Source organism: Haemophilus sp. HMSC61B11 (assembly GCF_001838615.1).
Taxonomy (GTDB): domain Bacteria; phylum Pseudomonadota; class Gammaproteobacteria; order Enterobacterales; family Pasteurellaceae; genus Haemophilus_D; species Haemophilus_D parainfluenzae_AD.
Map to the genome: position 1 here is coordinate 19,555 of NZ_KV837949.1, position 25,876 is coordinate 45,430.

The window sequence follows — 25,876 nt, forward strand, 5'->3', positions numbered from 1 at the left end:
CTCTTTTAGTGATTAAGCTAAACTTCTCTCGGGAGTTACGATTGTTAACTCCCACTCAATTCAAAAATGTCTTCGAACAACCATTTCGAGCAAGCACCCCTGAAATTACCATTCTCGCACGCAAAAATAATCTTGAGCATCCACGCTTAGGTTTAACTGTGGCTAAAAAACATCTTAAACGAGCGCATGATCGTAATCGTATTAAACGTTTAGTTCGTGAAAGTTTTCGTTTATCCCAACATAATTTGCCTTCTTGTGACTTTGTCTTTGTGGCGAAACGTGGTATTGGTCAGCTTGATAATCAAACGTTTTTACAAACTTTGGATAAATTATGGGCACGTCACATTCGTTTGGCACAAAAATCCTCATCGCTTTAATTAAGTTTTATCAAGTAGCGATTAGCCCTTTAATCGGGCCGCGTTGTCGTTTTGTACCAACCTGTTCTTGTTATGGTATTGAGGCGTTAAAAACACATGGATTATTAAAAGGTAGTTGGCTTACGCTAAAACGTGTATTAAAATGTCACCCCTTAAGCGCCGGTGGATTCGATCCTGTTCCGCCGAAAAAGATTAATAATAACGATGAGAAAAAATAATGGACTCAAGACGTAGCCTATTAGTGCTTGCACTACTCTTTATTTCTTTCCTTGTTTATCAGCAATGGCAACTTGATAAAAATCCACCTGTTCAACAACAGACTACGGAACAAACAACAGCCGCCTCTTCTGATGTCCCGGCAAGTTCTTCTTCATCTGCTGAAGTAGTAGCAGATTCACAAACAAAAGGTCAAATTATCACATTAGAAAATGATGTATTCCGTTTGAAAGTGGATACATTAGGTGGTGATGTAATCAGTTCTGAATTATTAAAATATGATGTAGAATTAGGTTCAAAAGAACCTTTTGTCTTGTTAAAAGATACAAACGATCATGTTTACATTGCTCAAAGCGGCTTAATCGGTAAAAACGGGATCGATACAAAAGCAGGTCGCGCGCAATATCAAGTGACTGGTGATAATTTCAAATTAGCAGAAGGTCAAAATGAACTTTCTGTGCCATTAACATTTGAAAAAGATGGTGTCACTTATCGTAAAATCTTTGTGCTAAAACGCGATAGCTACGATGTAGGGGTTAACTTTGAAATTGTGAACCAAAGTGGTAGCGCAATTGAAGTTGAACCTTATGGCCAATTAAAACATACATTAGTTGAAAGCAGCGGTAACGTGGCAATGCCTACTTATACCGGTGGTGCGTATTCTTCTTCTGAAACAAATTACAAAAAATACAGCTTCAGCGATATGAAAGACAAAAATCTTTCTATCGATACCAAAGCAGGTTGGGTTGCTGTTTTACAACACTATTTCGTATCAGCTTGGATCCCAAATCAAGATGTAAATAACCAACTTTATAGTATTACAGACAGCAAAAATAACGTTGCGTCTATTGGTTATCGTGGTCCAGTGGTATCTATTCCCGCGGGTGCAACAGAAACAATTACCAGCTCATTATGGACGGGGCCAAAATTACAAAACAAAATGGCTGAAGTGGCTAACCACTTAGACTTAACCGTTGATTACGGTTGGGCATGGTTTATTGCGAAACCATTATTCTGGTTATTAACCTTTATTCAAAGTATTGTATCTAACTGGGGTGTGGCAATTATTTGTGTAACCTTAGTAGTGAAAGCGATTTTATATCCGCTCACAAAAGCACAATACACTTCTATGGCGAAAATGCGTATGTTGCAACCGAAAATGCAAGAAATGCGCGAACGTTTTGGTGATGATCGCCAACGTATGAGCCAAGAAATGATGAAACTTTACAAGGAAGAAAAAGTAAATCCACTTGGCGGTTGCTTACCATTAATCCTCCAAATGCCAATTTTCATTGCATTATATTGGACGTTTATGGAAGCCGTTGAACTTCGTCATGCGCCATTCTTTGGCTGGATTCAAGATTTATCGGCACAAGACCCTTACTACATTCTCCCAATCTTAATGGGCGGATCAATGTTCTTGTTGCAAAAAATGTCACCGACACCAGTTGCAGATCCAATGCAACAAAAAGTGATGAATTTCATGCCGTTGATCTTCATGTTCTTCTTCCTCTGGTTCCCGGCAGGTCTAGTACTTTACTGGTTAGTGTCTAACTTAATCACTATCGTACAACAACAAATGATCTACCGTGGTTTAGAGAAAAAAGGGTTACATACCCGTAAAAAATAACAGATAGAAGGCATCGAAAGATGCCTTTTTTCTATCATTGATTGATATATGATCACATGGGCGTATTAATGCGCCCTCTCATTTTTTAATCGCAGATAAAAGTGCGGTCAATTTTTAGTGAGTTTTTATGAAAGAAACAATCGTCGCACAAGCGACTGCGCCAGGACGTGGCGGTATTGGTATTTTGCGTGTATCAGGCCCGAAAGCCCTTGAAGTGGCACAAGCTGTACTAGGTAAATGCCCTAAACCAAGAATGGCAGACTATTTACCTTTTAAAGATGCCGATGGCACAGTATTAGATCAAGGCATTGCGCTTTATTTTAAATCACCAAATTCCTTTACTGGTGAAGATGTATTGGAATTACAAGGTCATGGCGGCCAAGTAGTATTAGATTTGTTGCTAAAACGAATCTTACAACTTGATGGTGTTCGTCTTGCGCGTCCAGGTGAATTTTCAGAACAGGCTTTTTTAAACGATAAATTAGATTTAGCTCAAGCAGAAGCTATTGCAGATTTGATTGATGCCACTTCGGAGCAAGCCGCTCGTTCGGCATTAAAATCATTACAAGGTGAATTTTCTAATAAAGTGAATCAGTTGGTGGATTCCGTCATTTATCTTCGTACTTATGTGGAAGCGTCGATTGATTTCCCCGATGAAGAAATTGACTTCTTGGCAGACGGTAAAATTGAAGCAAAATTACGAGAAATTATTAATCAACTTGATTTAGTCCGTAGCGAAGCGAAACAAGGCTCGATTTTACGTGAAGGGATGAAAGTGGTGATTGCGGGTCGTCCAAATGCGGGTAAATCCAGCTTACTGAATGCTTTAGCGGGCAGAGAAGCGGCTATTGTGACAGATATTGCGGGAACGACGCGCGATGTATTGCGTGAGCATATTCATATTGATGGCATGCCTTTACATATTATTGATACTGCAGGACTTCGTGAAGCGACAGACGAAGTTGAACGTATCGGCATCTCGCGTGCGTGGACTGAAATTGAGCAAGCCGATCGTATAATTTTGATGTTGGACAGCAGCGATCCTGATAGCCAACATATTGAAAAAGTGCGGTCAGAATTTTTATCAAAATTGCCAAATAATATGCCGGTGACCATTGTCCGCAATAAAGTAGATTTAAGCGGCGAGACAGTTGGACTAAAAGAAGAAAATGGAACAACGACCGTTTGTTTATCGGCTCAAACGCATCAAGGCGTAGATTTATTACGTGAGCATTTAAAACAGGCGATGGGTTTCCAAACAGGGATGGAAGGTGGCTTCTTAGCACGTCGTCGTCATCTTGATGCTTTAGAAAAAGCGGCCGAACATTTACAAATTGGATTAGTTCAATTAACCGAGTTTCATGCTGGTGAATTGTTAGCGGAAGAACTTCGTTTAGTACAAGCTAACCTCAGTGAAATTACGGGGCAATTTACCTCGGATGATTTACTCGGGAATATTTTCAGTTCTTTCTGTATTGGAAAATAGGTTTTAGGTTATGACTTTTCATATGTTGTGGGTCATTGCGCTTGGTCTTTCGATGGATGCGTTTGCAGTATCCATTTCCAAAGGTTTGGCAATGCGCGCTTTTCGGTGGAAACAAGCGCTTGCCATTGCATGCTGTTTTGGACTATTTCAAGGCATTATGCCGGCAATCGGCTATGTTGTCGGGCTACAATTTAGTCAGATGATTCAAAATTGGGACCATTGGATTGCCTTTGCTTTACTTGTGCTTATTGGTGTGAATATGATTCGTGAAGGGGTGAGTTCAGATGATGAACCTGCGCTCTCATTGATGCGTTAGCCGTTGGTGTCTCTTTTGCTTTTCTTTCCGTAGACATTGTGTTGGCTGTATTTATCATTGGTTTAATCACCTTTGTCATCTCTTTTATTGGTGTAAAGAGCGGTCATTTTTTAGGGAAAAAATTCAAAAGCAAAGCAGAGATTTTTGGCGGTTTAGTGTTATTAGTCATAGCTGTGAAAATCCTACACGAACATGGTGTTTTTTAAGTGCGAATTTTCGCCTTTTAGATTATAATCTTACGAACTTTGTCTTTTTTAAAAGGGTAATAATTGAATGTTAATTGAAAAAATGCATGGCGTCGCCCATAGCTTTATCGGGAAAGCGATCTTTGCTTTACTTCCAGTTTCATTTTTAATCGGTGGGATGTCAGGCTATTTGTATGGTGGCAACGAGAGTTTTGCTGCAAAAGTAAATGGCGAAACTATCTCTCAACAAGATTTTTTAAATCGTTACAACCAAGAGTTTGAAGCGCGAGCACAACAAGAAGGCGAAAATTTCTTAGCGAAAACTGACTCAGCGGAATTTGTGACCGCACTTCGTCAAAATTTAATTCAACGTTTAGTGGATCAAGAATTAATCCGTCAATATGCGAAAGAATTAAAATTAGGTGTAAGTGACGACATGATCAAACGTGCGATTGTAAGCGATCCTAACTTACAATCTAACGGTAAATTTGATAACGCACGCTATCAACAATTATTGACTCAAAATGGTTTAACATCAGATACTTATGCGGCTATTTTACGTAATGCATTAACACTTGAACAAATGCAAAACGGTTTGGCTGACAGTGAATTTGTTGTGCCAGCTCAAGTAAAAGATAACGCACAAGTCTTTTTCCAAAAACGTATCGCTCGTCTTGCGACACTTCCATTAGCCGATGAAATTGCAAAACAAAAAGTAACGGACGAAGAAATTAAAGCGTATTACGATGCGAATGCGAAGTCACTTGTTCAACCTGAACAAGCGAAAGTGCAATATATTAGTGTTTCAGCAAATGCATTAGGTAAATTACAACCAGTAACTGATACACAAATTGCGCAATATTATCAAGAAAATAAAGCGCAATTCATTAGCCAAAAATTAGCACATATTCAATTATCAACGGAGAAAGAAGCGGATGCTGTTTATCAAGAACTGCAAAAAGGCGCTGATTTTGCTGAGTTAGCAAAAACAAAATCTCTAGATAAACTTTCTGGTGCTCAAGGCGGTGAACTAGGTTGGGTAAAAGACAACGAATTACCGAAAAACTTTGAAGATGCAGCATTATTATTAAATGTAGGCCAATACAGCACACCGGTTAATGTGGATGGGGCTTACCATATTATTTTAGTGCAAGATCGTAAAGAACGTACTTTAGAAGATGTGAAAGAACAAATCGCGGATACTGTGCGTAAAAACTTAGCAGAAAGCCGCTTCCAAGCGGTAGAAAAAGCGGTTCGTGAAAAAGCAGCAGAAAGCAGCGATTCTTTAGCTGCGGTAGCTGAAGCGGTAAGTGTGAAAGTAGAAGAAACGGATTACTTTGGTAAAAATAATGTCCCTGCGGCATTAAATTTCCCAAATGTGACTTCTGCTATTTTTGAATCTGATATTGCAAACGGTGGTGCAAATTCTGAGCCATTAACTGTAGGTGAAAATGAATTTGTAGTGGTACGTGTCGTGGATCACAAAGATGAAGGTTTACAAAGCCTTGATAAAGCAAAATCAACGATTGAGCAATTCTTAAAACGTGAAAAAGCCGATAAAGTATTGACTGAAAAAGCAGAGCAAGCGGTTAAAGCACTATCTACTGATTCTACAAAATTACCAGCAGGCATTAGTTTTAGTGAACCACAAACCTTTACGCTAATGGATAATAAAGATCCAATGCTTTATGAAGGTGTGTTTGCTATTGCTAAACCACAAGATGGTAAAGCGGCGTATCAAGTTGCTTGGAACAGCAAAGGTGATGTGGTTGTGGTTGCCCTTGAACGTGTAGAAGAACCTACTTTAAGTGAGCAAGAATTAGCGAAATTTAGCACGCAACTTGTTCGTGCACGTCAAGGTGAATTGCAAGGACAGTTAATGCAAGCATTGCGTGAAAAAGCACAAATCGAGATTAATACCAGCTTTATTAATCAAGATGATTCAGAAGAAGGTGCGGCTCACTAAGCCGATTGAAATGTCATTCATCATCAATTTCTGATGGAAAATAAAAGCAAAGTGCGGTAAATTTTGACCGCACTTTTTTATATAAAACAAGGAGAAGACTATGGCTCAAGAAACCATTTTCAGCAAAATTATTCGCAAAGAAATCCCTGCCAATATTGTTTATCAAGATGAATTAGTGACCGCATTCCGAGATATTTCACCGCAAGCGAAAATCCATATTTTGATTATCCCAAATAAAGTCATTCCAACGGTTAATGATGTGACAGAACAAGATGAAGTCACCTTAGGTCGCTTATTTACGGTCGCGGCTAAAATCGCTAAAGAAGAAGGTATTGCCGAAGACGGTTATCGTTTAATCGTGAACTGTAATAAACACGGTGGACAAGAAGTATTCCATATCCATATGCATCTTGTTGGTGGTGAACCTTTAGGTAGAATGTTGGCGAAATAATGAAAAAGATCCTCATTACAGCAACGGTATTATTTTTAACTGCTTGTTCATCTACACCAAATATTGTGGGAACCAATAAGCCAATTTTAAATATGGCGGCAAATTTAGCACCGGCTTTAGATGTCGATTTGTCGGATAATACCGCGGCTTTAAAAAATAAAACTACGCAACAGCTCAATGTGCTTTACCATCTTTATTGGTATAACACACAAGGTGTAACGCAAGTTTGGCCAAATCAGCAAGAAAGCCAATCAGGCAATATTTTATTGCAACCGCAAGAAAAGAAAGTGTTTGAACTACCAAAACCAAGCACAGAAAGCACCAATTATCGTCTTTATTTACAATAGTTTATGTCCACATTATTAATTGACCTTGAAGGTCATGAACTCAAACAAGAAGAAGTTGAATTACTGGAACATCCTTTAGTTGCCGGTTTGATTTTATTTACCCGCAATTTTTATGATCGTCAGCAAGTTCAAGCGCTAATCAAATCCATTCGTCAACGAGTGAAAAAGCCTTTATTGATCACGGTCGATCAGGAAGGTGGTCGCGTGCAACGTTTCCGTGAAGGTTTCACTCAGCTCCCTGCGATGCAGGCTTTTGCGGTATTAGTTGAGGATTCAACTCAGCAACAGCAAATAGCAAAAGAAGCGGGCTGGCAAATGGCGGCTGAAATGGTGGCGCTAGATATCGATTTGAGTTTTGCCCCGGTGTTGGATTTGGGGCATGAATGTCGTGCGATTGGCGATCGCAGCTTTGGCTGTGATGTAAAAAGTGCGGTCAATTTGGCGGCTGCTTTTATTGATGGTATGCACCAAGCAGGCATGGCAACAACAGGAAAACATTTCCCAGGACATGGTCATGTTTTAGCTGATTCTCATCTTGAAACGCCTTATGATGAGCGAGCAAAAGACGTGATTTTTAATCATGATATTTTGCCATTCCAGCAATTAATTCAACAGAGTAAGCTCGATGCGATTATGCCGGCTCATGTGATTTATGCACAATGTGATAGTCAACCAGCAAGTGGTTCGAGTTATTGGTTAAAAGAAATTTTGCGTAAACAGCTGGGCTTCCAGGGGGCAATTTTCTCTGATGATTTAGGCATGAAGGGAGCTGGTTTTATGGGCGATTTTGTGGCTCGCAGTGAAAAAGCCTTGAATGCTGGTTGTGACTTATTATTGCTTTGTAATGAACGTGAAGGTGTCATTCAAGTGCTTGATAATCTGAAGTTAGAGGAAACCACAGAGCATTTTGCAGCCCGCGAAGCTCGCTTGAAATCGCTCTTTAAACAAAAATCCTTTGATTGGTCAGCTCTCACCAAAACTTCACGTTGGATTGAAAATCATCAAAAACTGACCGCACTTCAACAAGAGTGGCTTGCTTCTAAATGATTGATTGCCACCATTATCAAAAGGGCGATTGCCGTTCTTGTCAATGGCTTGAAATGCCTTATGAACAGCAACTCGCCAAGAAAGAAGAGCATCTTAAGCAACAACTTGCCAAATTAGATTGTAATAATTTAATTTGCCATCCGCCATTTTTTTCCTCCGAGTCTGCCTTTCGTAATAAAGCGAAGATGGTTGTAAGTGGCGCGGTGGAACGTCCCATTCTAGGTATTTTACAAGACCCGAATGATCCTCAAAGTGCGGTAGATTTATGTGATTGTCCGCTTTATCCACAACGTTTTGCAGAGCTATTCCCGATTCTAAAAGATTTTATTGGGCGTGCTGGTTTAGTCCCTTATAACGTGGCTAAACAAAAAGGTGAGCTCAAATATATTCTGCTTACAGAAAGCCAACATACAAAAAAATTGATGTTGCGTTTTGTATTACGTTCAGAAACTAAATTGCCGTTAATTCAACGTGAATTTGAAGGCTTATTGGAAAAATTGCCACAACTTGAAGTGGTGAGTGTGAATATCCAACCTCAACACGCCGCAATCTTAGAAGGTGAGAAAGAAATCTTTTTAACGGATCAGCACATCTTATCAGAAAGCTTTAACGGTATTCCGCTCTTTATTCGCCCTCAAGGTTTCTTCCAAACGAATCCACTTATCGCACAAGGGTTATATGCAACGGCACAAGATTGGGTGCAAGATTTGCCCATTACTAAACTTTGGGATCTCTTTTGTGGCGTTGGAGGTTTTGGACTTCATTGCGCTAAAGCTTTACAGGATAAACATCAACAAGAAGTAGAATTGACAGGGATTGAAATTTCACCATCCGCTATTCAAGCGGCGACTCAATCCGCTCAAGTGTTAGGGCTAAATAACGTTAAATTTCAATCATTGGATGCGGCTCATTTTGCTTTAGCACAAGATGAAAATAAACCTGATTTGGTGATCGTCAACCCACCTCGTCGAGGCATCGGAAAGGAACTCGCTGAATTTCTCAATGAAATGCAACCGCACTTTATTCTTTATTCCAGCTGTAACGCGATTTCCATGGGAAAAGATTTGCAGCATCTAACCAATTATAAACTTACTCAAATTCAATTATTTGATATGTTCCCGCATACAGCACATTATGAGACGCTAGCATTATTGTCCAAACTTAATGTCGATGAACATATAAGTGTTTAAATAGAGCTTGATTAACTTGATTTGACAAGTGCTGAGAGCAAGGCTACTTATGAGCAAATTAAAGAGTATGTACTGGGGAAATTTGAATTTAAGGTTTCTACATTGTATATAGCACAAATCAAAAAGAAATGTGGAATTGTACTGAGGGAGCATTATAATAAATCGCAAAAAGAGAAACAGGTTATTCCACAATGTATACCTGAAAAAGAAGAAGCTATCATGGATGCGTTAAGACATTTCAAAATGATTTAAGCGCAAGGTCGCTTTGGTTTTCTTGGTAATCCTTCCATATCCTAATGGGTATAAGAAAAGCCCTGAAGGTTTCCCTCCAAGGCTTATATTATATTTCTTGCTGATTATATAGTACCACAGACTATAGATAGACACTCTAGGACATATATCTGATCTAGCATTTTGTAAATTAACACTACTTGATTGTTGTTAGCAGTTTTAACTCATATTCAACGATTAAATTTATTTTCCATAGAATTGGCAAACTTTACCAAGGCTAACATAACAGGAACCTCAACCAGAACACCTACTACAGTTGTTAGCGTAGCTCCTGATACTAGCCCAAATAGAGATATAGAAACTGCAACAGACAGCTCAAAAAAGTTAGATGCACCAATCATGCCACATGGCGCTGCAATTGAATATGGTAGCTTTGCTAAATATGCCATGAAAAATGTTATTGCAAATATAAACAAAGTTTGAATTATCAAAGGAATTGCAATAAGGATAATATCTAGTGGCTGATCCAATATCTTCTGTCCTTGAAATGAAAATATTATAATTAACGTCAACAATAATCCCATCATAGTGTATTTATCAAATGCAGGGATAAAAGTTTTATTTAGGTAGTCTTCCCCTTTATTTTTAATGATTATACTTCTAGTTACCATGCTTAAAATAAGAGGAACAACAATAAATAATACAATGGACAATAAAAGTGTTCCCCATGGAATATTTATATCTCCAACCTTTAATAAGAAGCTCACAATTGGTATATATGCAATCAAAATAATTAAGTCGTTACTAGCTACCTGTACTAAGGTATAACCACTATCACCTCTTGTTAACTTGCTCCATACAAATACCATTGCGGTACATGGTGCAGCTCCGAGTAAAACCGCCCCAGCTAAATATTCTGATGCCAATTCCTTATTAATAAATCCTTTATAAATAATAAAGAAAAATAAGGAAGCGATTAAATACATAGTGAGTGGCTTAATGATCCAATTTACAAACCATGTAATAAATAGACCTTTAGGATTTTTTCCTATGTCTTTTATACTCTTAAAATCAATTTTCAACATCATTGGATAAATCATTATCCAAAGTAAAATTGTTGTTGGTATAGACACATTGTAGAACTCAAATTTTCCTAACCAATCTGGAATAGCAGGAAAATATTTCCCAATAAATATGCCTATTACCATACAAATTAACACCCAAAAAGTCAGGTTTTTCTCAAAAAAACCAATTCCATTTATTTTCTTCATTCCTAAATATCCTCAACTTTCTCAATTAATTTATGAACCTTACTTTCAATCGCTTTAATGGTTTTTAAACTCTTCATCATTTTTTCCCCTATATCTGATAAAGTTTGTCACCACAAAGGTCTTCTTTTGTCCATTCAATGACGGCTAGTTTTCCTGAAGTATGATCTAATATCTTGTTAATCCACTTAACTTCTTCATTTACTTTAGCAGATAACATCTTGTTACTAGGATTTGCTTTATACAAGGATGAATTAACAATCCACCAATTTGTATGAATTGATGCCCTTGTTAGATCTTCTTCTAATCGATATGCCTCATAAAATGGGGTAGCCTCCGCCAAGCTAACGATTAATACTTCTGTTTCCTCTCCCCTTAATCTAGGTAACAAGTTTTTTACAGATTCAGGTACCTGTCCTTGTGTTCTTTGAACTTCTTGATGATAACTTAAAGTTGAGTCTAATAATAACAAGGTATGACCCGTAGGAGCAGTATCAATCACCACTATTTCATCGTCTGCTTTTTCCACGAGCTCTGCAAAAGCTCTAAATACAGCTATTTCCTGTGTACATGGTGATCTTAAATCTTCCTCAATGTAAGCTACATCATCCTCACTCATTGTTTTTCTTGCATTTCCAAGTACTTCATCTTGATATTTTTTTAATTCTTCTTTTTCATCAATATGACTCATAGATATTCCACTTGAACTATCTATCATAAATTTGATATGGTCAGCGGGATCTGTTGTAGCCAGGTGTACCTTTTTACCAAGTTTGCTTAGTTTGAGGGCAACAGAAGATGCAATAGTAGTCTTTCCTACACCGCCCTTGCCCATAGTAAAGATTACTTTTCTATTATTTTTTACAAGATCACTAACAACATCATCTAAATTAAAGAGTTTGCCTTTTACTTCCACTTTTTGTTCATTTATTTGATCCTTCTTAAGGAGATTTCTTATAGAGTCAATTCCAGTAATGTTGTATGATCTCAAGGCAATTGTATAGGTATCAAACTCAGTTAACATCTCTGGCATATTTTCAAGGGCTAACTTTTGTTTGTTAAATATATTTTCAGATAAGTCATCATCATAATTTTCTAAGACACCATTAATCACTAATATTTGATTTTTTATTCCAATCTCAGATAGCTCCTTTGATGCTCTGGCTACCTCATTAAGTGGTGTTTTATCAGACCTTGTAACTAATACTAGGGTTGTTAAACTCTTATCTGATAAATTTTCAACTGCCTTTTTATAGGTTTCTTTTTTAGTATCTAATCCTGATAACTGTCCTAAACAGGATGCGCCATGCGTACTTTCACTGATAAAATCAGTCCAAGCAGAAGGAAGTTGTAACATTCTAAGGGTATGACCTGTAGGTGCTGTATCAAATATAATATGGTTATAGTCTGTATTGAGCTTAGAATTTGTAATGAAATTAGAAAACTCATTAAAGGCAGCAATCTCTACTGTACAAGATCCAGATAGCTGTTCTTCCATGTTCTCAATAACAGAATCAGGCAATTTGCCTCTAAAAGGTCCAACTACACTTTCTTTATAGTTATGTGCCGCTTCCAATGGATCTAGATTGATTACTTCTAAATTATCTACGCCTTTGATTGGTTTTGCTTTACCGTCTAATTCTGTTTCAAAAACATCTTGAAGATTTGAAGCAGGGTCTGTACTAATAAGTAGTACTTTCTTTCCTTCATCTGCTAAAGCCACTGCTGTTGCACAAGCTGTAGATGTTTTACCAACCCCTCCCTTGCCTGTGAAAAATAGATATTTAGTTAATTTAATATCTGGAAGATTAAATTTCTTCATAATAAATCCCCCCTTAGCAACAAGAGTTATTATTTCCACAGCACCCTTGATTTGGTTCTTCATCTTCACTACAGCAAGAATCATTACCTGAAGAACAACAGCCATTTTGGTTACTACTTTCAAGATAATCTTTAGAGATTTGTAAAAGTTCCATTATTTCTTCATTCTTTGGATATCTGCCTTCTATGACTATATCGTCGTCCACAAGGATTAATGGCAGCCTATCGATTCCATTTTTATCCAAAGCATCTTTTACCTTGTTATTATTGACAAATGCCATTGGCTCACTTGATAAATTGTATCTTTCAATAGTGATACCATTTTTCTTCAAGTTGTTAATTACTGTTGAAATACGTACGAGTTCAGGATCGACATTAACTCCGCAAACACCGGTATCACAACACATAGCTGGTTCATAAATTGACATTCTTTTCATTTTTTACCCCTTTCTTCAATTTTTTGAATTAAACATTATTAATATATCAATTTTTTTTGATGTGAAGAGTATTTTTTTAGTTACCCTTAAGGGTAACTAATTTCTTGCTGTAGATGATAAAAACATCTGTATTATTTTTTGTCTTCCTTGTTCAGATATAGTGTAGTAAACCCACTTGCCTTCTTCTCTTGCTGTAACAATTCCTGACTCTATCAATATTTTCATATGGTATGACAAGCCTGATTGCGTTAAATCTAGTTTTTCTAGTAAAACACAGGCACATTCTTCCCCATTTTTTAATAAATCTAATATCTCTAGGCGAATTGCCACTGAAAAGGCTTTAAATATCTTTGCAGTTTTTACTAAATCTCTGTTCATAAAAGTCTTCATATCAAATTATTTTGATGTGTTGTTTGTATCACTAATTGTTCTTCTTGACAAGTCTTATTTCGTTAGATATCAAAAATGCTTCTGGATAATCTTGTCATCTAATATTATTGTAATTAATGTTAGTTTCTTTTATGTATATACTTGTGTCATGGAACATATAAGTTTATAGAATGACGTTACAAGCATCATCTATCCTTTTTATCAGACATCAAAACCATCTGTTCGTCAGTATCTTTGACTTAAATATTCCTCCCAAAATGTGTCCAAAATATTGACAGAATTCCAATTTGGACAATGATGAGCAAGTTGAAGCAGTGACATTGCTGGAACTCAATTCCTAATAAAAAAGCTAACATCTCTGTTAGCTTTTTTTATTTAGAAATTTAACCGCACTTTTATTTTGCTATAAATCAGTGCGAGCAAGAAGAACGCTGCTTGTAGCAAAATAATACATGCGCCCGTGGACGCATCAAAATGATAGCTAAGTAGCACGCCTAGTAGACTTGCAGTTACAGCACTGATGATCGCGATAACAAGCATCTTGTCGAAGCGATTCGTCAGGGTTAGTGCGGTGATGCCAGGCGCAATTAGCATCGCTACAACCAAAATAACCCCAACGACTTGCATCGTACTCACAATGGTGAGCGCGAGTAATGTGAGCAAGCCATAGTGCAGTAATTTCGGCGAGAGCCCCGCAACGCGAGCATGGCTAGGATCAAAGCAATAAAGCAGAAAATCACGACGCTTTAAGCCAAGCAAAATAAAAATGATCAAGGCAATGATTGCTGTTTGAATCAGCTCTTCTCGGCTCACGCCTAATACATTACCGAATAAGATATGTGTGAGATGTTGTGAGGTTTGGATTTTGGTGAAAAGTACCAACCCAATGGCAAACATGCCAGAAAATACAATCCCCATCGCAGTATCTTCTTTGATACGGCTGTTTTCTTTTAAATAACCTACGCCTAATGCACAGGCAATACCTGAGACAAATGCACCAATCACTAATGGAATGCCGGCTAAAAAAGCTAAGACAATGCCAGGTAGGACAGCATGAGAAATGGCATCGCCCATTAATGACCAACCTTTCAAAACCAAATAGCAGGAGAGTAGTGCACAAATCACGGCAACCACTAATGCCGTGAGTAACGCATTTTGCATAAAGGCAAATTGAAATGGCTCAACGAAAATAGCGAATATTTCACTCATGGGCCACCGCCTTACGTCGTTTTTGACTGATTAATCCGTATTTAGGCGAGAATAGAAAAGCCAATAAAAATAACAAGGTTTGCAATGTCACGATGACACCACCAGTTGCGCCATCTAGATAATAGCTTAAATAGACACCGACGAAACTAGTGATTGCACCTAATGCTACGGCAATTTTGATAAGAGTTTTGAACTTGTCAGTAAGTAAATAGGCGGTTGCGCCAGGTGTGATTACCATCGCAATCACTAAAATCGCCCCAACAGTTTGCAATGCGGCAACAACACAAGCACTCAAGAGAGTAAAAAAGAGAACTTTGTAAAACAGTGGCGAAAGTCCAACTGTTATTGCTTGCGTTTCATCAAAGAAAATCAGTAACAGATCCTTCCAAAAAATCAGTAATAAAACTAAGCAGATCAGCATAATAATTGCGACTTGATAAATATCTTCATCAGCAATACCAAGGATATTACCGAGAATGATGTTTTGCACATTTATTGAAGTTGGATTCAGAGAAATAATCAACAATCCCAAGGCAAAGAATGTGCTGAAAATAAAGCCGATAACAGCATCTTCTTTGAGTTTAGAAATGGATTTGATCCATAAAATGGAAAGTGCGGCCAAAATGCCGGCAAAAAAAGCACCTAAAGCATAGGGGAGTGAAAAGGCATAAGCTATCGCCACACCTGGAACCACGGAATGAGAAAGCGCATCACCAATTAATGACCAACCTTTCAACATTAAATAGGCAGAAAGAAAGGCACAAATGCCACCGACTGCGGTACTTATCCACATGGCTTTTTGCATATATTCATAGGAGAAAGGTTCCAGTAAATATTCAAGCATAGCTTATTCCTTGTCAGACGGAGGCAGACGACAAGATTTTACAGCCGTTGCTGGCGGATCATTTTTGGTTTCACCATAGAAGACAACGGGACGTTCATCATCCGTAAGCACGGTTACCGCACGTTTATCTTCATCATTATGCAGATCTTCACCTAATAATTTGATGTGTCGTAATACACCACCAAAGACTTTTTCCAAATTATGCTGATTAAATGTATCTTCTGTTTTGCCGGCAGCAATCACAGTACGGTTAATCATCACTACTTGGTCACAGAAATCTGGTACAGAGCCTAAGTTATGAGTAGAAACTAAAATTAAATGGCCTTCAGTACGTAATTGGCGAAGGAGTTCCACAATAGCATTTTCAGTTTTAACATCTACACCCGTAAAAGGCTCATCGAGTAAGATAATCTTACTTTGTTGTGCTAATGCTCGAGCCAAAAATACGCGTTTTTTCTGTCCACCAGAAAGCTCGCCGATTTGTCGTTCAGCTAAATGCTCGATGTTTACTCGTTGCATCGCTTCAAGTACTTTTTGTTTGTCTTCAGCCTTTGGAATACGTAGGAAATTCATGTAGCCGTAGCGTCCCATCATGACAACATCATAAACAGAGACAGGAAATTGCCAATCAACTTCTTCCGCTTGCGGCACATAGGCAATCAAATTTTGTTTCAACGCCCGATTAATTGGCAAACCACAAATCGTTATGTTGCCTTGTTGTGGTTTGATTAATCCCATGATGCTTTTAAATAACGTTGATTTTCCGCTTCCATTTACGCCGACAAGGGCACAGATGGTTCCCCCCTGTAATTCGAAAGAAACATCATAAATTGCAGTATGCCCGTTGTTGTAACGCACGGTTACATCATTAACGGAAATAGAAGCGGAAAGTGTGGTCATTATTTTTCAAATCCTTTCACAATGGTAGATACAGTGACATTGAGCAAATCGATATAAGTCGGTACAGGGCCATCAGCAGCAGAAAGGGAATCGACATAAAGCACGCCACCGTATTTGGCGCCGCTTTCTTTCGCTACCTGTTGAGCAGGTTTGGCTGACACGGTACTTTCACTAAATACCACTGGAATGTGATTTTTTTTCACTAAATCGATAAGCTTACGAACTTGTTGAGGCGTACCTTGTTGTTCAGCGTTAATTGGCCATAAATAGCCTTCTTTGAGATCGTAATCTTTCGCTAAATAACTAAAGGCGCCTTCACTGGTGACTAACCAACGTTGGTCTGAAGGAATTTGTGAGAGTTTTTCACGTAAAGGTTTATCGAGTTGTTTGATTTTTTCTGCATACGCTGCTGCATTTTTTTGATAAGTATCAGCATTTTGCGGATCGTATTTAACGAATGCATTTTTAATATTTTCGACATAAATCAATGCATTAGATGGTGACATCCAAGCGTGTGGGTTAGGGGCATCTTTATAAGGGCCTTCATAAATAGATAGTGGCGTGATTCCTTCGGTTACCACAACGGCTGGCTTGTCTTTGATATTTTGGAAGAAGCGCTCAAACCAACGCTCTAAATTTAATCCGTTCCATAAAATTAAATCAGCTGATTGGGCTTTTACGATATCTTTAGGGGTCGGTTCATACTCATGAATTTCTGCCCCTGGTTTGGTAATGGATTCTACCGTCGCGGCATCGCCCGCAACATTTTGAGCGATATCTTGAATAACTGTAAACGTGGTCACAACTTTAAATTTCGCTTCGGCTTGTAAAGCAGCCAAACCTAGAGCGATAACAGATAGGCTTTTAAATAAATGCTTCATGAGATCTCCTTAAAAATAATGATTGATTAGCATTCTACAGAATAATACCATTTTTTATAAAGTTTTCAAATGAAAATAATTATCAAATCCATAGGCAATTAAAATTAAAAAGCGGAAAATTTTGTGAAAAATTGACCGCTCTTTTTTGAAATGATTAACCACCAACTTGTTGGATCAGGCGCTCCATACCCGCTTCATCATAGCCTTCTTCATATTGGGCTTCATCAACGGTAAAGTTTTGCATGCTACGTCCAGCAGTACAACCATATTGTTCCAGTTTTCCTTTCGTAAAGTTGCTACGAAATGCAGATGAATGGTTATTTAAACTAATCACGCCGATAGTCGAGTGATTACATGGATTTTTGTTTACGAAGACTAAATTATAGCCAGATTCGCGGATATAGCCGGTTTTATTAACTGCCGCATCGAAAACTTCTTCACGCACTAATTTATTGGTATTTTTGACGAAAACACTACGTCCTCCTGCTTGAATGAAGGCACTCGGCATATTAGAAAGGTTTTTGATTTGCGCTTTATTGAGCGAGTATTTAGCAAGCTTAACTAAATCCATTGCACTTGAAATGTTGCTGTCAGATAAACCTGAACTATCTGAAAAGCGAGTGGATCGCATGCCTAATTCTCGAGCTTTTTCATTCATTTTTTGGATGAATTGTAAGCGGCTCATGCCTGCAGAACGAGAAAGTGCATGAGCAGCATAGTTATCAGAATGAACGAGCATTGCTTTTAACAATTCATTACAAGAAATCGGCGTATATTTAGGTAATTTTGTATGAGTGCCTTTGATGTAATCGTAATCATCGTCAGTAATCGATGCAGTACAGTTTGCATTTCGATTATTTTCAAGAAACACATTCGCCGTCATTAATTTGGTGACAGAGGCGATGGGTTGCACATGATTGGGTGAGCTACTTTCTAACACTCTATCATGAGTGAAATCATACACAATATAAGATTGTGCCGTTGCGACTGCAGGCACTAAACACAATACAGAAAGAACTTTTTTTAACATATCTTCAATATAGCTAACTCAGAGAATAAAACGAAGTGCACATTCTATCAGTTTTTGTAGGGCTTTGGGATGTGTGAAAGAGAAAAAATTTGAAGTTTTTTAACTGCACTTTTTTCTTTCATTTTTTTGATTTTTGCGATGCTGATCGCAAAGAAGTGCGGTCAAAATTTTTGTTGTTTTTCAAATCTGCTAGCTTATCTGTCGGTAAATCTGTAAAATCTCGGCTCATTTTTAATATGCGAATTTTTTGTTGCTCAATTCTGAGTAACATCATCGCCGTAATGTGTAATAACGAGGCTTTATGTTAGAACAACCCCTTTCATCCGAAACGAATACCAAAAAGATTAATTTAATGGATTTAACGCGTCAGCAGATGCGTGAGTTTTTTGCAGAATTAGGCGAGAAACCATTTCGTGCGGATCAATTAGTGAAATGGATTTATCATTTTGGCGAAGATAACTTCGACAATATGACCAATATTAATAAAAAATTACGAGAAAAATTAAAAGCGGTAGCTGAAATTAAAGCGCCAGAAGTCGCGGTTGAGCAACGCTCTGCGGATGGTACGATTAAATGGGCGATGCAGGTAGGTGAACAGCAAGTTGAAACGGTCTATATTCCTGAAGCAGATCGCGCGACACTTTGCGTCTCTTCTCAAGTAGGCTGTGCGTTAGCTTGTACCTTCTGTTCAACAGCACAGCAAGGCTTTAACCGTAATTTAACGGTGTCTGAAATTATTGGGCAGGTTTGGCGTGCATCAAAAATTATCGGTAATTTTGGTGTAACAGGTATACGTCCGATTACCAACGTGGTGATGATGGGTATGGGTGAACCATTGTTAAATGTAGCCAATGTTGTACCCGCGATGGAAATTATGCTAGATGATTTTGCTTATGGGTTATCTAAACGACGCGTGACTTTATCCACTTCAGGTGTCGTGCCTGCGCTCGATATGTTGCGCGATAAGATTGATGTGGCATTAGCGATTTCACTTCACGCACCGAACGATGAATTGCGTGATGAAATTATGCCGATCAATAAAAAATATAACATTAAAATGTTGATGGATTCGGTGCACAGATACTTAGAAGTATCGAATGCTAACCATGGCAAAGTAACAATTGAATATGTGTTATTAGATCACGTGAATGATGGTACAGAGCATGCGCATCAATTAGCCCAAGTGTTGAAAAATACCCCGTGTAAAATCAATTTAATCCCATGGAACCCGTTCCCAGAAGCGCCTTATGGTAAAAGCTCAAATAGCCGTGTCGATCGTTTCCAAAAAACATTAATGGAATACGGTTTTACAGTGATTGTACGCAAAACCCGAGGTGATGATATTGATGCTGCTTGTGGTCAGCTGGCGGGGGATGTAATTGACCGAACCAAACGTACAGCAATGAAGCGTAAGTTTGGTGAAGGTATTGACGTAAAAGCTGTTAACTAAGCTAAATATCGCAATACTTGTAAAGGAAAAATGGCCTGGATAAGAGTGATAAGATAGAGGAGTGATAAGATGAAATTAATCCCAATTAACATTCTAAGTGCGGTCATTTTTCCTTTTGTTTTTTCTGCCTGTGTCTTGCAGTCTTCTGCTGACTTTAATAAACAACAAGCAGCTAAAGCGCGCGTTGAATTGGCATTAGGTTATCTTCAACAAAATGATTTTGTTCAAGCAAAACTTAATTTAGATAAAGCCATTGAACATGATGAACGCTATTATCTTGTGCACTCAGCACTTGCGCATTTTTATCAATTACAAGGCGATACAGAAAAAGCGCAGCAAGCTTATTTGCAAGCGATTAAATTAGACGATAAGCAAGGTGATGTGTATAACAACTTTGGTGCATTTCTCTGTGGGCAAGGTGAGTTTGAACAAGCTTATTCACAATTTAATGCTGCACTTGCTGCACCCAATTATTATCATCAAGCCGATACTTACGAAAACATAGCACTTTGTGCTTTTGCTGGAAAACAAACCGATGTTTATCAACAGGCATTGGATAAATTGCGTCAAGTTGATCCTTCTAGAGCGGAAAAACTCCGCTCACTCAAATAATCATTGCCAAAAGCCCCTTTCGACTTTAGAATTTAGCATTTAGTTTTTTATTGCTATTTTTTTATTTTATACCTATGAATACAACTGTTGAACAATCCGAAACAACTAAAATCTCCTTTGGGGATAAACTTCGCCAAACTCGAGAAGCATTGAATCTTTCTCTAGAAGATGCTGCAAAGGCGATTTCTTTGCGCCCAAGTATTTTGGAAAAATTAGAAAATAATGAATTTGTCCAAAAAAATGTGCCATCAACTTTTATGAAAGGGTATGTACGTAGTTATACAAAATTTTTACGTATTCCTGAGAGCGAATGGGCGCATTTGACCTTTGGTGAAGCATACAAAAATGATTTAGGTAAAAATGCACGTGCGACGCGTTCAGTTAACCAATACTCTTCTCATAGTCGCTGGGTCGGTACACTCACAACCATTATTTTACTTGCGGCTGTTGGGATGACAGGCTTATGGTGGTGGCAGAATTATCAAAAATCCAACGAAGAACGTGATAATTTAGTTCAAACCTATGTTGAAAAAGAAAAGACAGCAGAGGTGCCAGTTACGCATTCAAATGAAATTCCAGTCGCGATAAATAGTCAGCCTGCGACGTCAAATAATGGAACAGCGCCTGTAGCGGAAGCAAAAAATAATGCTGTTGAACCTGTTGTTTTAAATACTCAAGAAAATCAAGCTCAATCAGTAAAAGCAGAAGTTTCAACTGTAGTAACTTCAGCACCTACCGTTGAACAAGCTAAAACACCGGTTGTGGAACAAACGTTACCTAACACAGAACCCACAGCAGAGCCAACCGTGCCCGATGCGCAAAGTGCGGTTGAAAATCCGGCTATTTCTGAAACACCAACAACAGCGAAAGGCGATCTCGTTATTGAGATCACAAAAAATTCAAGCTGGATTAGTGTGAAAGACCAAAACCGTAAAGTTTTAGCACAAAAAGAATATAAACAAGGCGAAGTGTTAACCTTTAATGGTAATGACTATGCATTGATTATCGGTGCACCAGGTAACGTTCGTATTACTTATAAAGGCGAAGCGTATCCACTTACCGTTGATGGCCGTGTGGCTAAATTTAAATTACCAAAACCTTAACGAAAATTTACGAAAGAATGTCAGCAGTAAAACCTACTATCAAGCGTCGTGAATCGACAAAAATTTATGTGGGCAATGTACCAATCGGTGGCGATGCACCGATTGCTGTACAATCCATGACAAATACTCGTACAACGGATGTTGAAGCGACCGTTGCACAGATTAAATCCTTGGAACGTGTTGGTGCAGATATCGTGCGCGTTTCTGTTCCCACCATGGATGCCGCCGAAGCGTTTAAAATCATTAAACAGCAAGTGAATGTGCCATTGGTGGCGGATATTCATTTCGACTATCGTATTGCGTTAAAAGTGGCTGAATATGGGGTGGATTGCTTACGTATTAATCCAGGCAATATTGGTCGTGAAGATCGTATTCGAGCAGTGGTGGATTGCGCACGCGATAAAAATATCCCGATCCGTATTGGTGTCAATGCTGGCTCATTAGAAAAAGATATTCAAGAGAAATTTGGTGAGCCAACACCAGAAGCCTTATTAGAATCAGCGTTACGCCATGTTGAGATCTTAGATCGTTTGAACTTCGATCAATTTAAAGTGAGTGTAAAAGCATCTGATGTCTTCCTTGCGGTGGAAGCTTACCGTTTACTGGCAAAAGCCATTAAACAGCCGTTGCATTTAGGCATTACGGAAGCAGGTGGCGCACGTGCAGGTGCGGTAAAATCTGCGATTGGTTTAGGTATGCTGTTGGCAGAAGGTGTTGGTGATACCTTACGTGTCTCTTTAGCCGCCGATCCTGTGGAAGAAATCAAAGTTGGTTTTGATATTTTGAAATCGTTACGTATTCGTTCTCGCGGGATTAACTTTATTGCTTGTCCAACGTGCTCTCGTCAAGAGTTTGATGTGATTGGTACCGTTAATGCGTTAGAACAACGTTTAGAAGATATTATTACCCCAATGGATGTGTCTATTATTGGTTGCGTGGTAAATGGCCCGGGTGAAGCATTAGTGTCTGATCTTGGCGTGACCGGTGGTAATAAGAAAAGTGGTTATTATTTAGATGGCGAGCGTCAAAAAGAACGTTTTGATAATGACGCGATTATTGACCAATTAGAAGCTAAAATTCGTGCCAAAGTTGCACAACAAGATCCAAAAAATCGAATTATTTAAGGAAAACTCGTGGCAAAAAATATTCAAGCAATTCGTGGGATGAATGACTGTTCCCCAACTGAATCTCCACTTTGGCAATGGATTGAAGGACAGGTTCGCCAAATTTTAAGCAGCTACGGCTATTCAGAAGTGCGTATGCCAATCGTGGAAAGTACGCCATTATTTGCTCGTGCAATCGGTGAAGTCACAGATGTTGTCTCAAAAGAAATGTACACTTTCTGGGATAATGATGAGCAATTAACACTTCGCCCAGAAGGCACAGCTGGATGTGTACGTGCTGCGATTGAACACGGTTGGATTTACAACAATGAACAACGTTTATGGTACATGGGACCAATGTTCCGCCATGAGCGTCCACAAAAAGGTCGTTACCGTCAATTCCATCAAGCAGGTGTGGAAGTATTTGGTATTACAACCCCTGAAATTGATGCGGAGCTAATTATTTTAACGGCTCGTTTGTGGAAAGCATTAGGTATTGATCAACATGTTTCTCTTCAATTAAATTCGATTGGTTCATTAGAAGCACGTGCAAACTATCGTTCTGCATTAGTGGCTTTCTTAGAAAATTACCAAGATTTAATGAGTGAAGAAGAGAAAGAACGTCTTGTAAAAAATCCATTACGTATTTTGGATACTAAAAATCAAGCATTACAAGATGTATTGGATGGCGCACCAAAATTATTGGATTATTTAGACGATGAAAGTCGCGAGCATTTTGCGCAGTTATGCGGTCTATTAGATGCGGTTGGGATTCAATATGAAATTAATCCAAAATTGGTTCGTGGTTTAGACTATTATAATAAAACCGTATTTGAATGGGTGACTTCTGCGTTAGGTGCGCAAGGTACCGTATGCGGTGGTGGACGCTATGACGGCTTAGTTGAGCAACTTGGTGGTCACGCAACCAGCGGTGTTGGTTTCGCAATGGGCTTAGAGCGTTTAGTGCTACTTGTTCAAGAAGTGAATAAATCAATTCCAGTAAAAAGTGCGGTAGATATTTACGTTGTTTATCAAGGTGAAGGTACAACATTAGCCGCATTCCAACTCGCTGAAAAACTTCGCTCAGAATTACCGCACTTAAGCACCATGTTGCATTGCAGCGGTGGTAACTTTAAAAAACAATTTAAACGCGCAGATAAGTCTGGTGCGACTCTCGCTCTTGTACTTGGCGAAAGTGAAGTGCAAAATAATCAAGTTGTGGTAAAACACTTACTTGGCGAAGCAGAGCAGCAAACCATTGATGTGGCTAATTTAATTGAACACGTGAAAGCCCAATTTTAATTTTAGAAGGATAAGAAAATGGCATATACCATTGAAGAAGAACAAGAACTGAATCAGTTAAAAGAGTGGTGGAAAGACAATGGCAAAGCCATTATTGCCGCTTTTATTCTTGGCATAGGCGGGATGTTGGGTTGGCGTTATTGGCAGTCTTATCAAGCTAATCAAATCATGCAAGCATCTGCTGAATATGATGCGTTAGTTTATACCACAAATAAAGATGCCGCGGCACAACAAGCTAAAGTGGCTGAATTTGTGAAAGCTCATGATAAAACCAGCTATGCGGTATTTAGCTTATTAGATGAAGCAAAAGGTTTCGTTGCAAAACAAGATTACGCCTCTGCTGAAAACAGTTTGAAACAAGCGATTGCTCAATCACAAGATGATATCTTAATGTCTCTTGCTGCGCTTCGTTTGTCTGCCGTGCAATTCCAACAAGGTCAATTTGATGCCGCATTAGCAAGTCTAAATCAAGTGAAAAGCCAAGGCTTTAATGCGCGTAAAGATCTTTTAGCAGGTGATATTCAGGTCGCAAAAGGCGATGTGAATGGTGCCAAAGCAAGTTTTGAAAATGCACAGAAAAACGGTAACCCGTTAGAGAAACAAATGGCGCAGATGAAATTAAATAATCTGTAATATTTTAATTAGCCCGAATGTTCGGGCTTTTTTATTGGATTTTTGATCTTATGATTCAGAAACCTATTGTGCCGCCACCCGTCATTTTTATTGGCTGTGCACTTATGATGGCATATTTGCCTAATCCTTATCCTTTCGAAATCAATGTATTAGCAGTTTATTTGCTTGTATCGGTTTCTTCCGCCATCGCTTTTTTTAGTCTTTGGCAATTCTATAAAAGTAAAGCGAATATCAATCCAATTCACTTAGAAAAAAGTGATGTGTTTGTAGCAAATGGTATTTATCGTTTTAGCCGTAACCCCATGTATTTAAGCTTAGCGGGTTGGTTAGTGGCATGGGCGGTTTATTTGCAAAGTGCGGTCAGTTTTCTCGGTGTTTTTCTGTTTATTTATTTCATCACGCAATGGCAAATTAAACCTGAAGAATACTGGTTAGAGAAAAAGTTTGGTGAGTCTTATTTAGAGTACAAGAAAAAAGTCAGACGTTGGATTTAACCAATAAAAAAATCGCCTAATAAAGGCGATTTTTTACATTTTGAGAAACGATTATTTAGCTGCACAGCAGTCTGCGACTTTTTTCGCAAAACGATCTGCAACGAAATCCCAGTTTACAACATTCCAGAATTCTTTGATGTAGTCTGGACGACGGTTTTGGAATTTCAAGTAGTAAGCGTGTTCCCAAACGTCTAAACCTAAAAGAGGGAAACCTTCACAACCTGCGATTTCTTTACCCATTAATGGTGAATCTTGGTTTGCGGTAGAAACAATAGATAATTTACCTTGGTTTATGACTAACCATGCCCAACCAGAACCGAAACGAGTTGCCGCTGCTTTTTCAAATTCAGCTTTGAAATTTTCTACAGAACCGAAATCACGTTCGATAGCGGCTTTTAAATCGCCTTGCAAGGTGGTACCTTTTTTCAATGATTTCCAGAATAAGCTGTGGTTTGCGTGACCACCAGCGTTGTTACGTAATGCAGTACGTTTTTCAACTGGGATTTTATCTAATTGGCTGATTAATTGACCTGCACACATTTCAGAAAATTCAGCAGGTAAAGTTTCTAACACTGCGTTTGCATTATTTACATAGGCTTGGTGGTGTTTAGAGTGATGAATTTCCATTGTTTGTGCGTCAAAATGAGGTTCTAACGCATCATAAGCATAACCTAATTCAGGTAGAGTATAAGACATAATATGTTCCTTTTTAAAATGAAGTTAAGGTAATGTTTTTTTGATAAAACAACATCAAAAAGTAACTAAATAGTAGCAGAAAATTTGATTTAGATCATCAAATCTTTTAATTATTTGATTATCCGATGAAAAAGCTAGGAAAATTTAGTTTGTTTTAAATCAATAAACATGCCAATCTACTTCTAAATAGTTATACTCTGAAGGTCTTAAAATCTCGTCAAAATTTCCCCTTGTGGTAGAATACCCGCTGATTTTTCATAA

The 25,876-nt window shown here is 38.3% G+C and carries 27 protein-coding genes and 1 pseudogene; 18 read left to right on the forward strand and 10 right to left on the reverse strand.

The window, feature by feature from the left end:
• Positions 1 to 8: 8 nt before the first annotated feature.
• The 11 genes and pseudogenes from rnpA (at position 9) to HMPREF3263_RS00620 (ending at position 9,463) form a co-directional block, all read left to right on the forward strand.
• A complete protein-coding gene (gene rnpA, locus HMPREF3263_RS00570; RefSeq protein ID WP_014064016.1) occupies positions 9 to 377 on the forward strand; it encodes a ribonuclease P protein component in 369 nt (122 codons plus the stop codon).
• On the forward strand, positions 332 to 595 hold the full coding sequence (gene yidD, locus HMPREF3263_RS00575; protein WP_005695569.1) for a membrane protein insertion efficiency factor YidD: 264 nt from the start codon (positions 332 to 334) through the stop codon (positions 593 to 595). Before rnpA ends, yidD begins: the two co-directional genes overlap by 46 nt.
• A complete protein-coding gene (gene yidC, locus HMPREF3263_RS00580; protein WP_005698414.1) occupies positions 595 to 2,223 on the forward strand; it encodes a membrane protein insertase YidC in 1,629 nt (542 codons plus the stop codon). Before yidD ends, yidC begins: the two co-directional genes overlap by 1 nt.
• Before the next feature lie 127 nt (positions 2,224 to 2,350).
• On the forward strand, positions 2,351 to 3,709 hold the full coding sequence (gene mnmE / locus HMPREF3263_RS00585; protein ID WP_049371893.1) for a tRNA uridine-5-carboxymethylaminomethyl(34) synthesis GTPase MnmE: 1,359 nt from the start codon (positions 2,351 to 2,353) through the stop codon (positions 3,707 to 3,709).
• A gap of 10 nt (positions 3,710 to 3,719) precedes the next feature.
• Positions 3,720 to 4,231, forward strand: a pseudogene (locus tag HMPREF3263_RS00590) (manganese efflux pump MntP family protein).
• A 67-nt stretch (positions 4,232 to 4,298) separates the two neighbouring features.
• Positions 4,299 to 6,176: a peptidylprolyl isomerase gene (gene ppiD, locus HMPREF3263_RS00595; protein ID WP_070852795.1), complete on the forward strand. Its 1,878-nt coding sequence runs from the start codon at positions 4,299 to 4,301 to the stop codon at positions 6,174 to 6,176.
• Between the two features lie 100 nt (positions 6,177 to 6,276).
• Positions 6,277 to 6,627, forward strand: coding sequence for a purine nucleoside phosphoramidase (hinT, locus tag HMPREF3263_RS00600; RefSeq protein ID WP_005698444.1), 351 nt, complete (start codon positions 6,277 to 6,279; stop codon positions 6,625 to 6,627).
• Positions 6,627 to 6,974, forward strand: a complete 348-nt coding sequence (locus tag HMPREF3263_RS00605; protein WP_005695576.1) for a DUF1425 domain-containing protein — start codon at positions 6,627 to 6,629, stop codon at positions 6,972 to 6,974. The genes hinT and HMPREF3263_RS00605 overlap by 1 nt, the downstream gene beginning before the upstream one ends.
• Positions 6,975 to 6,977: 3 nt before the next feature.
• Positions 6,978 to 8,021, forward strand: coding sequence for a beta-N-acetylhexosaminidase (gene nagZ / locus HMPREF3263_RS00610; RefSeq protein ID WP_070852796.1), 1,044 nt, complete (start codon positions 6,978 to 6,980; stop codon positions 8,019 to 8,021).
• Positions 8,018 to 9,211 carry a 23S rRNA (uracil(747)-C(5))-methyltransferase RlmC gene (gene rlmC / locus HMPREF3263_RS00615; RefSeq protein ID WP_070852797.1) on the forward strand — a complete coding sequence of 398 codons (1,194 nt, stop codon included), beginning with the start codon at positions 8,018 to 8,020 and terminating at the stop codon, positions 9,209 to 9,211. The genes nagZ and rlmC overlap by 4 nt, the downstream gene beginning before the upstream one ends.
• Before the next feature lie 21 nt (positions 9,212 to 9,232).
• Complete coding sequence (locus tag HMPREF3263_RS00620) at positions 9,233 to 9,463, forward strand: hypothetical protein (protein WP_032804083.1); 231 nt, start codon at positions 9,233 to 9,235, stop codon at positions 9,461 to 9,463.
• A gap of 209 nt (positions 9,464 to 9,672) precedes the next feature.
• Here the strand turns inward: HMPREF3263_RS00620 and arsB are convergent, their stop codons facing one another.
• From arsB to HMPREF3263_RS00665, 9 genes are all read right to left on the reverse strand, one after another.
• Positions 9,673 to 10,713: an ACR3 family arsenite efflux transporter gene (gene arsB, locus HMPREF3263_RS00625; protein WP_005698429.1), complete on the reverse strand. Its 1,041-nt coding sequence runs from the start codon at positions 10,711 to 10,713 to the stop codon at positions 9,673 to 9,675.
• Between the two features lie 88 nt (positions 10,714 to 10,801).
• Positions 10,802 to 12,532, reverse strand: a complete 1,731-nt coding sequence (gene arsA, locus HMPREF3263_RS00630) for an arsenical pump-driving ATPase (RefSeq protein WP_032804094.1) — start codon at positions 12,530 to 12,532, stop codon at positions 10,802 to 10,804.
• A gap of 13 nt (positions 12,533 to 12,545) precedes the next feature.
• Positions 12,546 to 12,968, reverse strand: coding sequence for an arsenite efflux transporter metallochaperone ArsD (arsD, locus tag HMPREF3263_RS00635; RefSeq protein ID WP_032804084.1), 423 nt, complete (start codon positions 12,966 to 12,968; stop codon positions 12,546 to 12,548).
• A 96-nt stretch (positions 12,969 to 13,064) separates the two neighbouring features.
• On the reverse strand, positions 13,065 to 13,346 hold the full coding sequence (locus HMPREF3263_RS00640) for an ArsR/SmtB family transcription factor (RefSeq protein ID WP_005662456.1): 282 nt from the start codon (positions 13,344 to 13,346) through the stop codon (positions 13,065 to 13,067).
• Positions 13,347 to 13,733: 387 nt separating this feature from the next.
• The gene (locus HMPREF3263_RS00645) at positions 13,734 to 14,567 is read right to left on the reverse strand and encodes a metal ABC transporter permease (protein WP_005698456.1); all 834 of its coding nucleotides are present in this window, start codon (positions 14,565 to 14,567) and stop codon (positions 13,734 to 13,736) included.
• A complete protein-coding gene (locus HMPREF3263_RS00650) occupies positions 14,560 to 15,411 on the reverse strand; it encodes a metal ABC transporter permease (RefSeq protein WP_070852798.1) in 852 nt (283 codons plus the stop codon). The genes HMPREF3263_RS00645 and HMPREF3263_RS00650 overlap by 8 nt, the downstream gene beginning before the upstream one ends.
• Positions 15,412 to 15,414: 3 nt before the next feature.
• The gene (locus HMPREF3263_RS00655) at positions 15,415 to 16,311 is read right to left on the reverse strand and encodes a manganese/iron ABC transporter ATP-binding protein (protein ID WP_070852799.1); all 897 of its coding nucleotides are present in this window, start codon (positions 16,309 to 16,311) and stop codon (positions 15,415 to 15,417) included.
• Entirely contained in the window at positions 16,311 to 17,192 is an 882-nt protein-coding gene (locus HMPREF3263_RS00660) for a metal ABC transporter substrate-binding protein (protein WP_070852800.1), read from the reverse strand. Before HMPREF3263_RS00660 ends, HMPREF3263_RS00655 begins: the two co-directional genes overlap by 1 nt.
• A gap of 154 nt (positions 17,193 to 17,346) precedes the next feature.
• The gene (locus HMPREF3263_RS00665; protein ID WP_005698420.1) at positions 17,347 to 18,222 is read right to left on the reverse strand and encodes a D-alanyl-D-alanine carboxypeptidase family protein; all 876 of its coding nucleotides are present in this window, start codon (positions 18,220 to 18,222) and stop codon (positions 17,347 to 17,349) included.
• A gap of 301 nt (positions 18,223 to 18,523) precedes the next feature.
• Between HMPREF3263_RS00665 and HMPREF3263_RS00670 the strand changes: the two genes are divergently transcribed.
• The 7 genes from HMPREF3263_RS00670 to HMPREF3263_RS00700 all read left to right on the forward strand — a co-directional run bounded on the left by HMPREF3263_RS00670 (position 18,524) and on the right by HMPREF3263_RS00700 (position 24,919).
• The gene (locus HMPREF3263_RS00670) at positions 18,524 to 19,672 is read left to right on the forward strand and encodes a dual-specificity RNA methyltransferase RlmN (protein WP_070852801.1); all 1,149 of its coding nucleotides are present in this window, start codon (positions 18,524 to 18,526) and stop codon (positions 19,670 to 19,672) included.
• Positions 19,673 to 19,741: 69 nt separating this feature from the next.
• Positions 19,742 to 20,284 (forward strand): type IV pilus biogenesis/stability protein PilW, encoded by a 543-nt coding sequence (gene pilW / locus HMPREF3263_RS00675; RefSeq protein WP_070852802.1) that lies wholly within the window; start codon positions 19,742 to 19,744, stop codon positions 20,282 to 20,284.
• 74 nt (positions 20,285 to 20,358) lie between these two features.
• The gene (locus tag HMPREF3263_RS00680) at positions 20,359 to 21,387 is read left to right on the forward strand and encodes a RodZ domain-containing protein (RefSeq protein WP_070852803.1); all 1,029 of its coding nucleotides are present in this window, start codon (positions 20,359 to 20,361) and stop codon (positions 21,385 to 21,387) included.
• A gap of 17 nt (positions 21,388 to 21,404) precedes the next feature.
• On the forward strand, positions 21,405 to 22,511 hold the full coding sequence (gene ispG / locus HMPREF3263_RS00685) for a flavodoxin-dependent (E)-4-hydroxy-3-methylbut-2-enyl-diphosphate synthase (RefSeq protein WP_070852804.1): 1,107 nt from the start codon (positions 21,405 to 21,407) through the stop codon (positions 22,509 to 22,511).
• A gap of 9 nt (positions 22,512 to 22,520) precedes the next feature.
• On the forward strand, positions 22,521 to 23,792 hold the full coding sequence (gene hisS, locus HMPREF3263_RS00690; protein WP_070852805.1) for a histidine--tRNA ligase: 1,272 nt from the start codon (positions 22,521 to 22,523) through the stop codon (positions 23,790 to 23,792).
• A gap of 18 nt (positions 23,793 to 23,810) precedes the next feature.
• Positions 23,811 to 24,425: a YfgM family protein gene (locus tag HMPREF3263_RS00695; RefSeq protein WP_070852806.1), complete on the forward strand. Its 615-nt coding sequence runs from the start codon at positions 23,811 to 23,813 to the stop codon at positions 24,423 to 24,425.
• A 50-nt stretch (positions 24,426 to 24,475) separates the two neighbouring features.
• Positions 24,476 to 24,919 carry a methyltransferase family protein gene (locus tag HMPREF3263_RS00700; protein WP_070852825.1) on the forward strand — a complete coding sequence of 148 codons (444 nt, stop codon included), beginning with the start codon at positions 24,476 to 24,478 and terminating at the stop codon, positions 24,917 to 24,919.
• Between the two features lie 51 nt (positions 24,920 to 24,970).
• Here the strand turns inward: HMPREF3263_RS00700 and sodA are convergent, their stop codons facing one another.
• Positions 24,971 to 25,615, reverse strand: coding sequence for a superoxide dismutase [Mn] (gene sodA, locus HMPREF3263_RS00705; RefSeq protein WP_065242995.1), 645 nt, complete (start codon positions 25,613 to 25,615; stop codon positions 24,971 to 24,973).
• Positions 25,616 to 25,876: the final 261 nt, after the last annotated feature.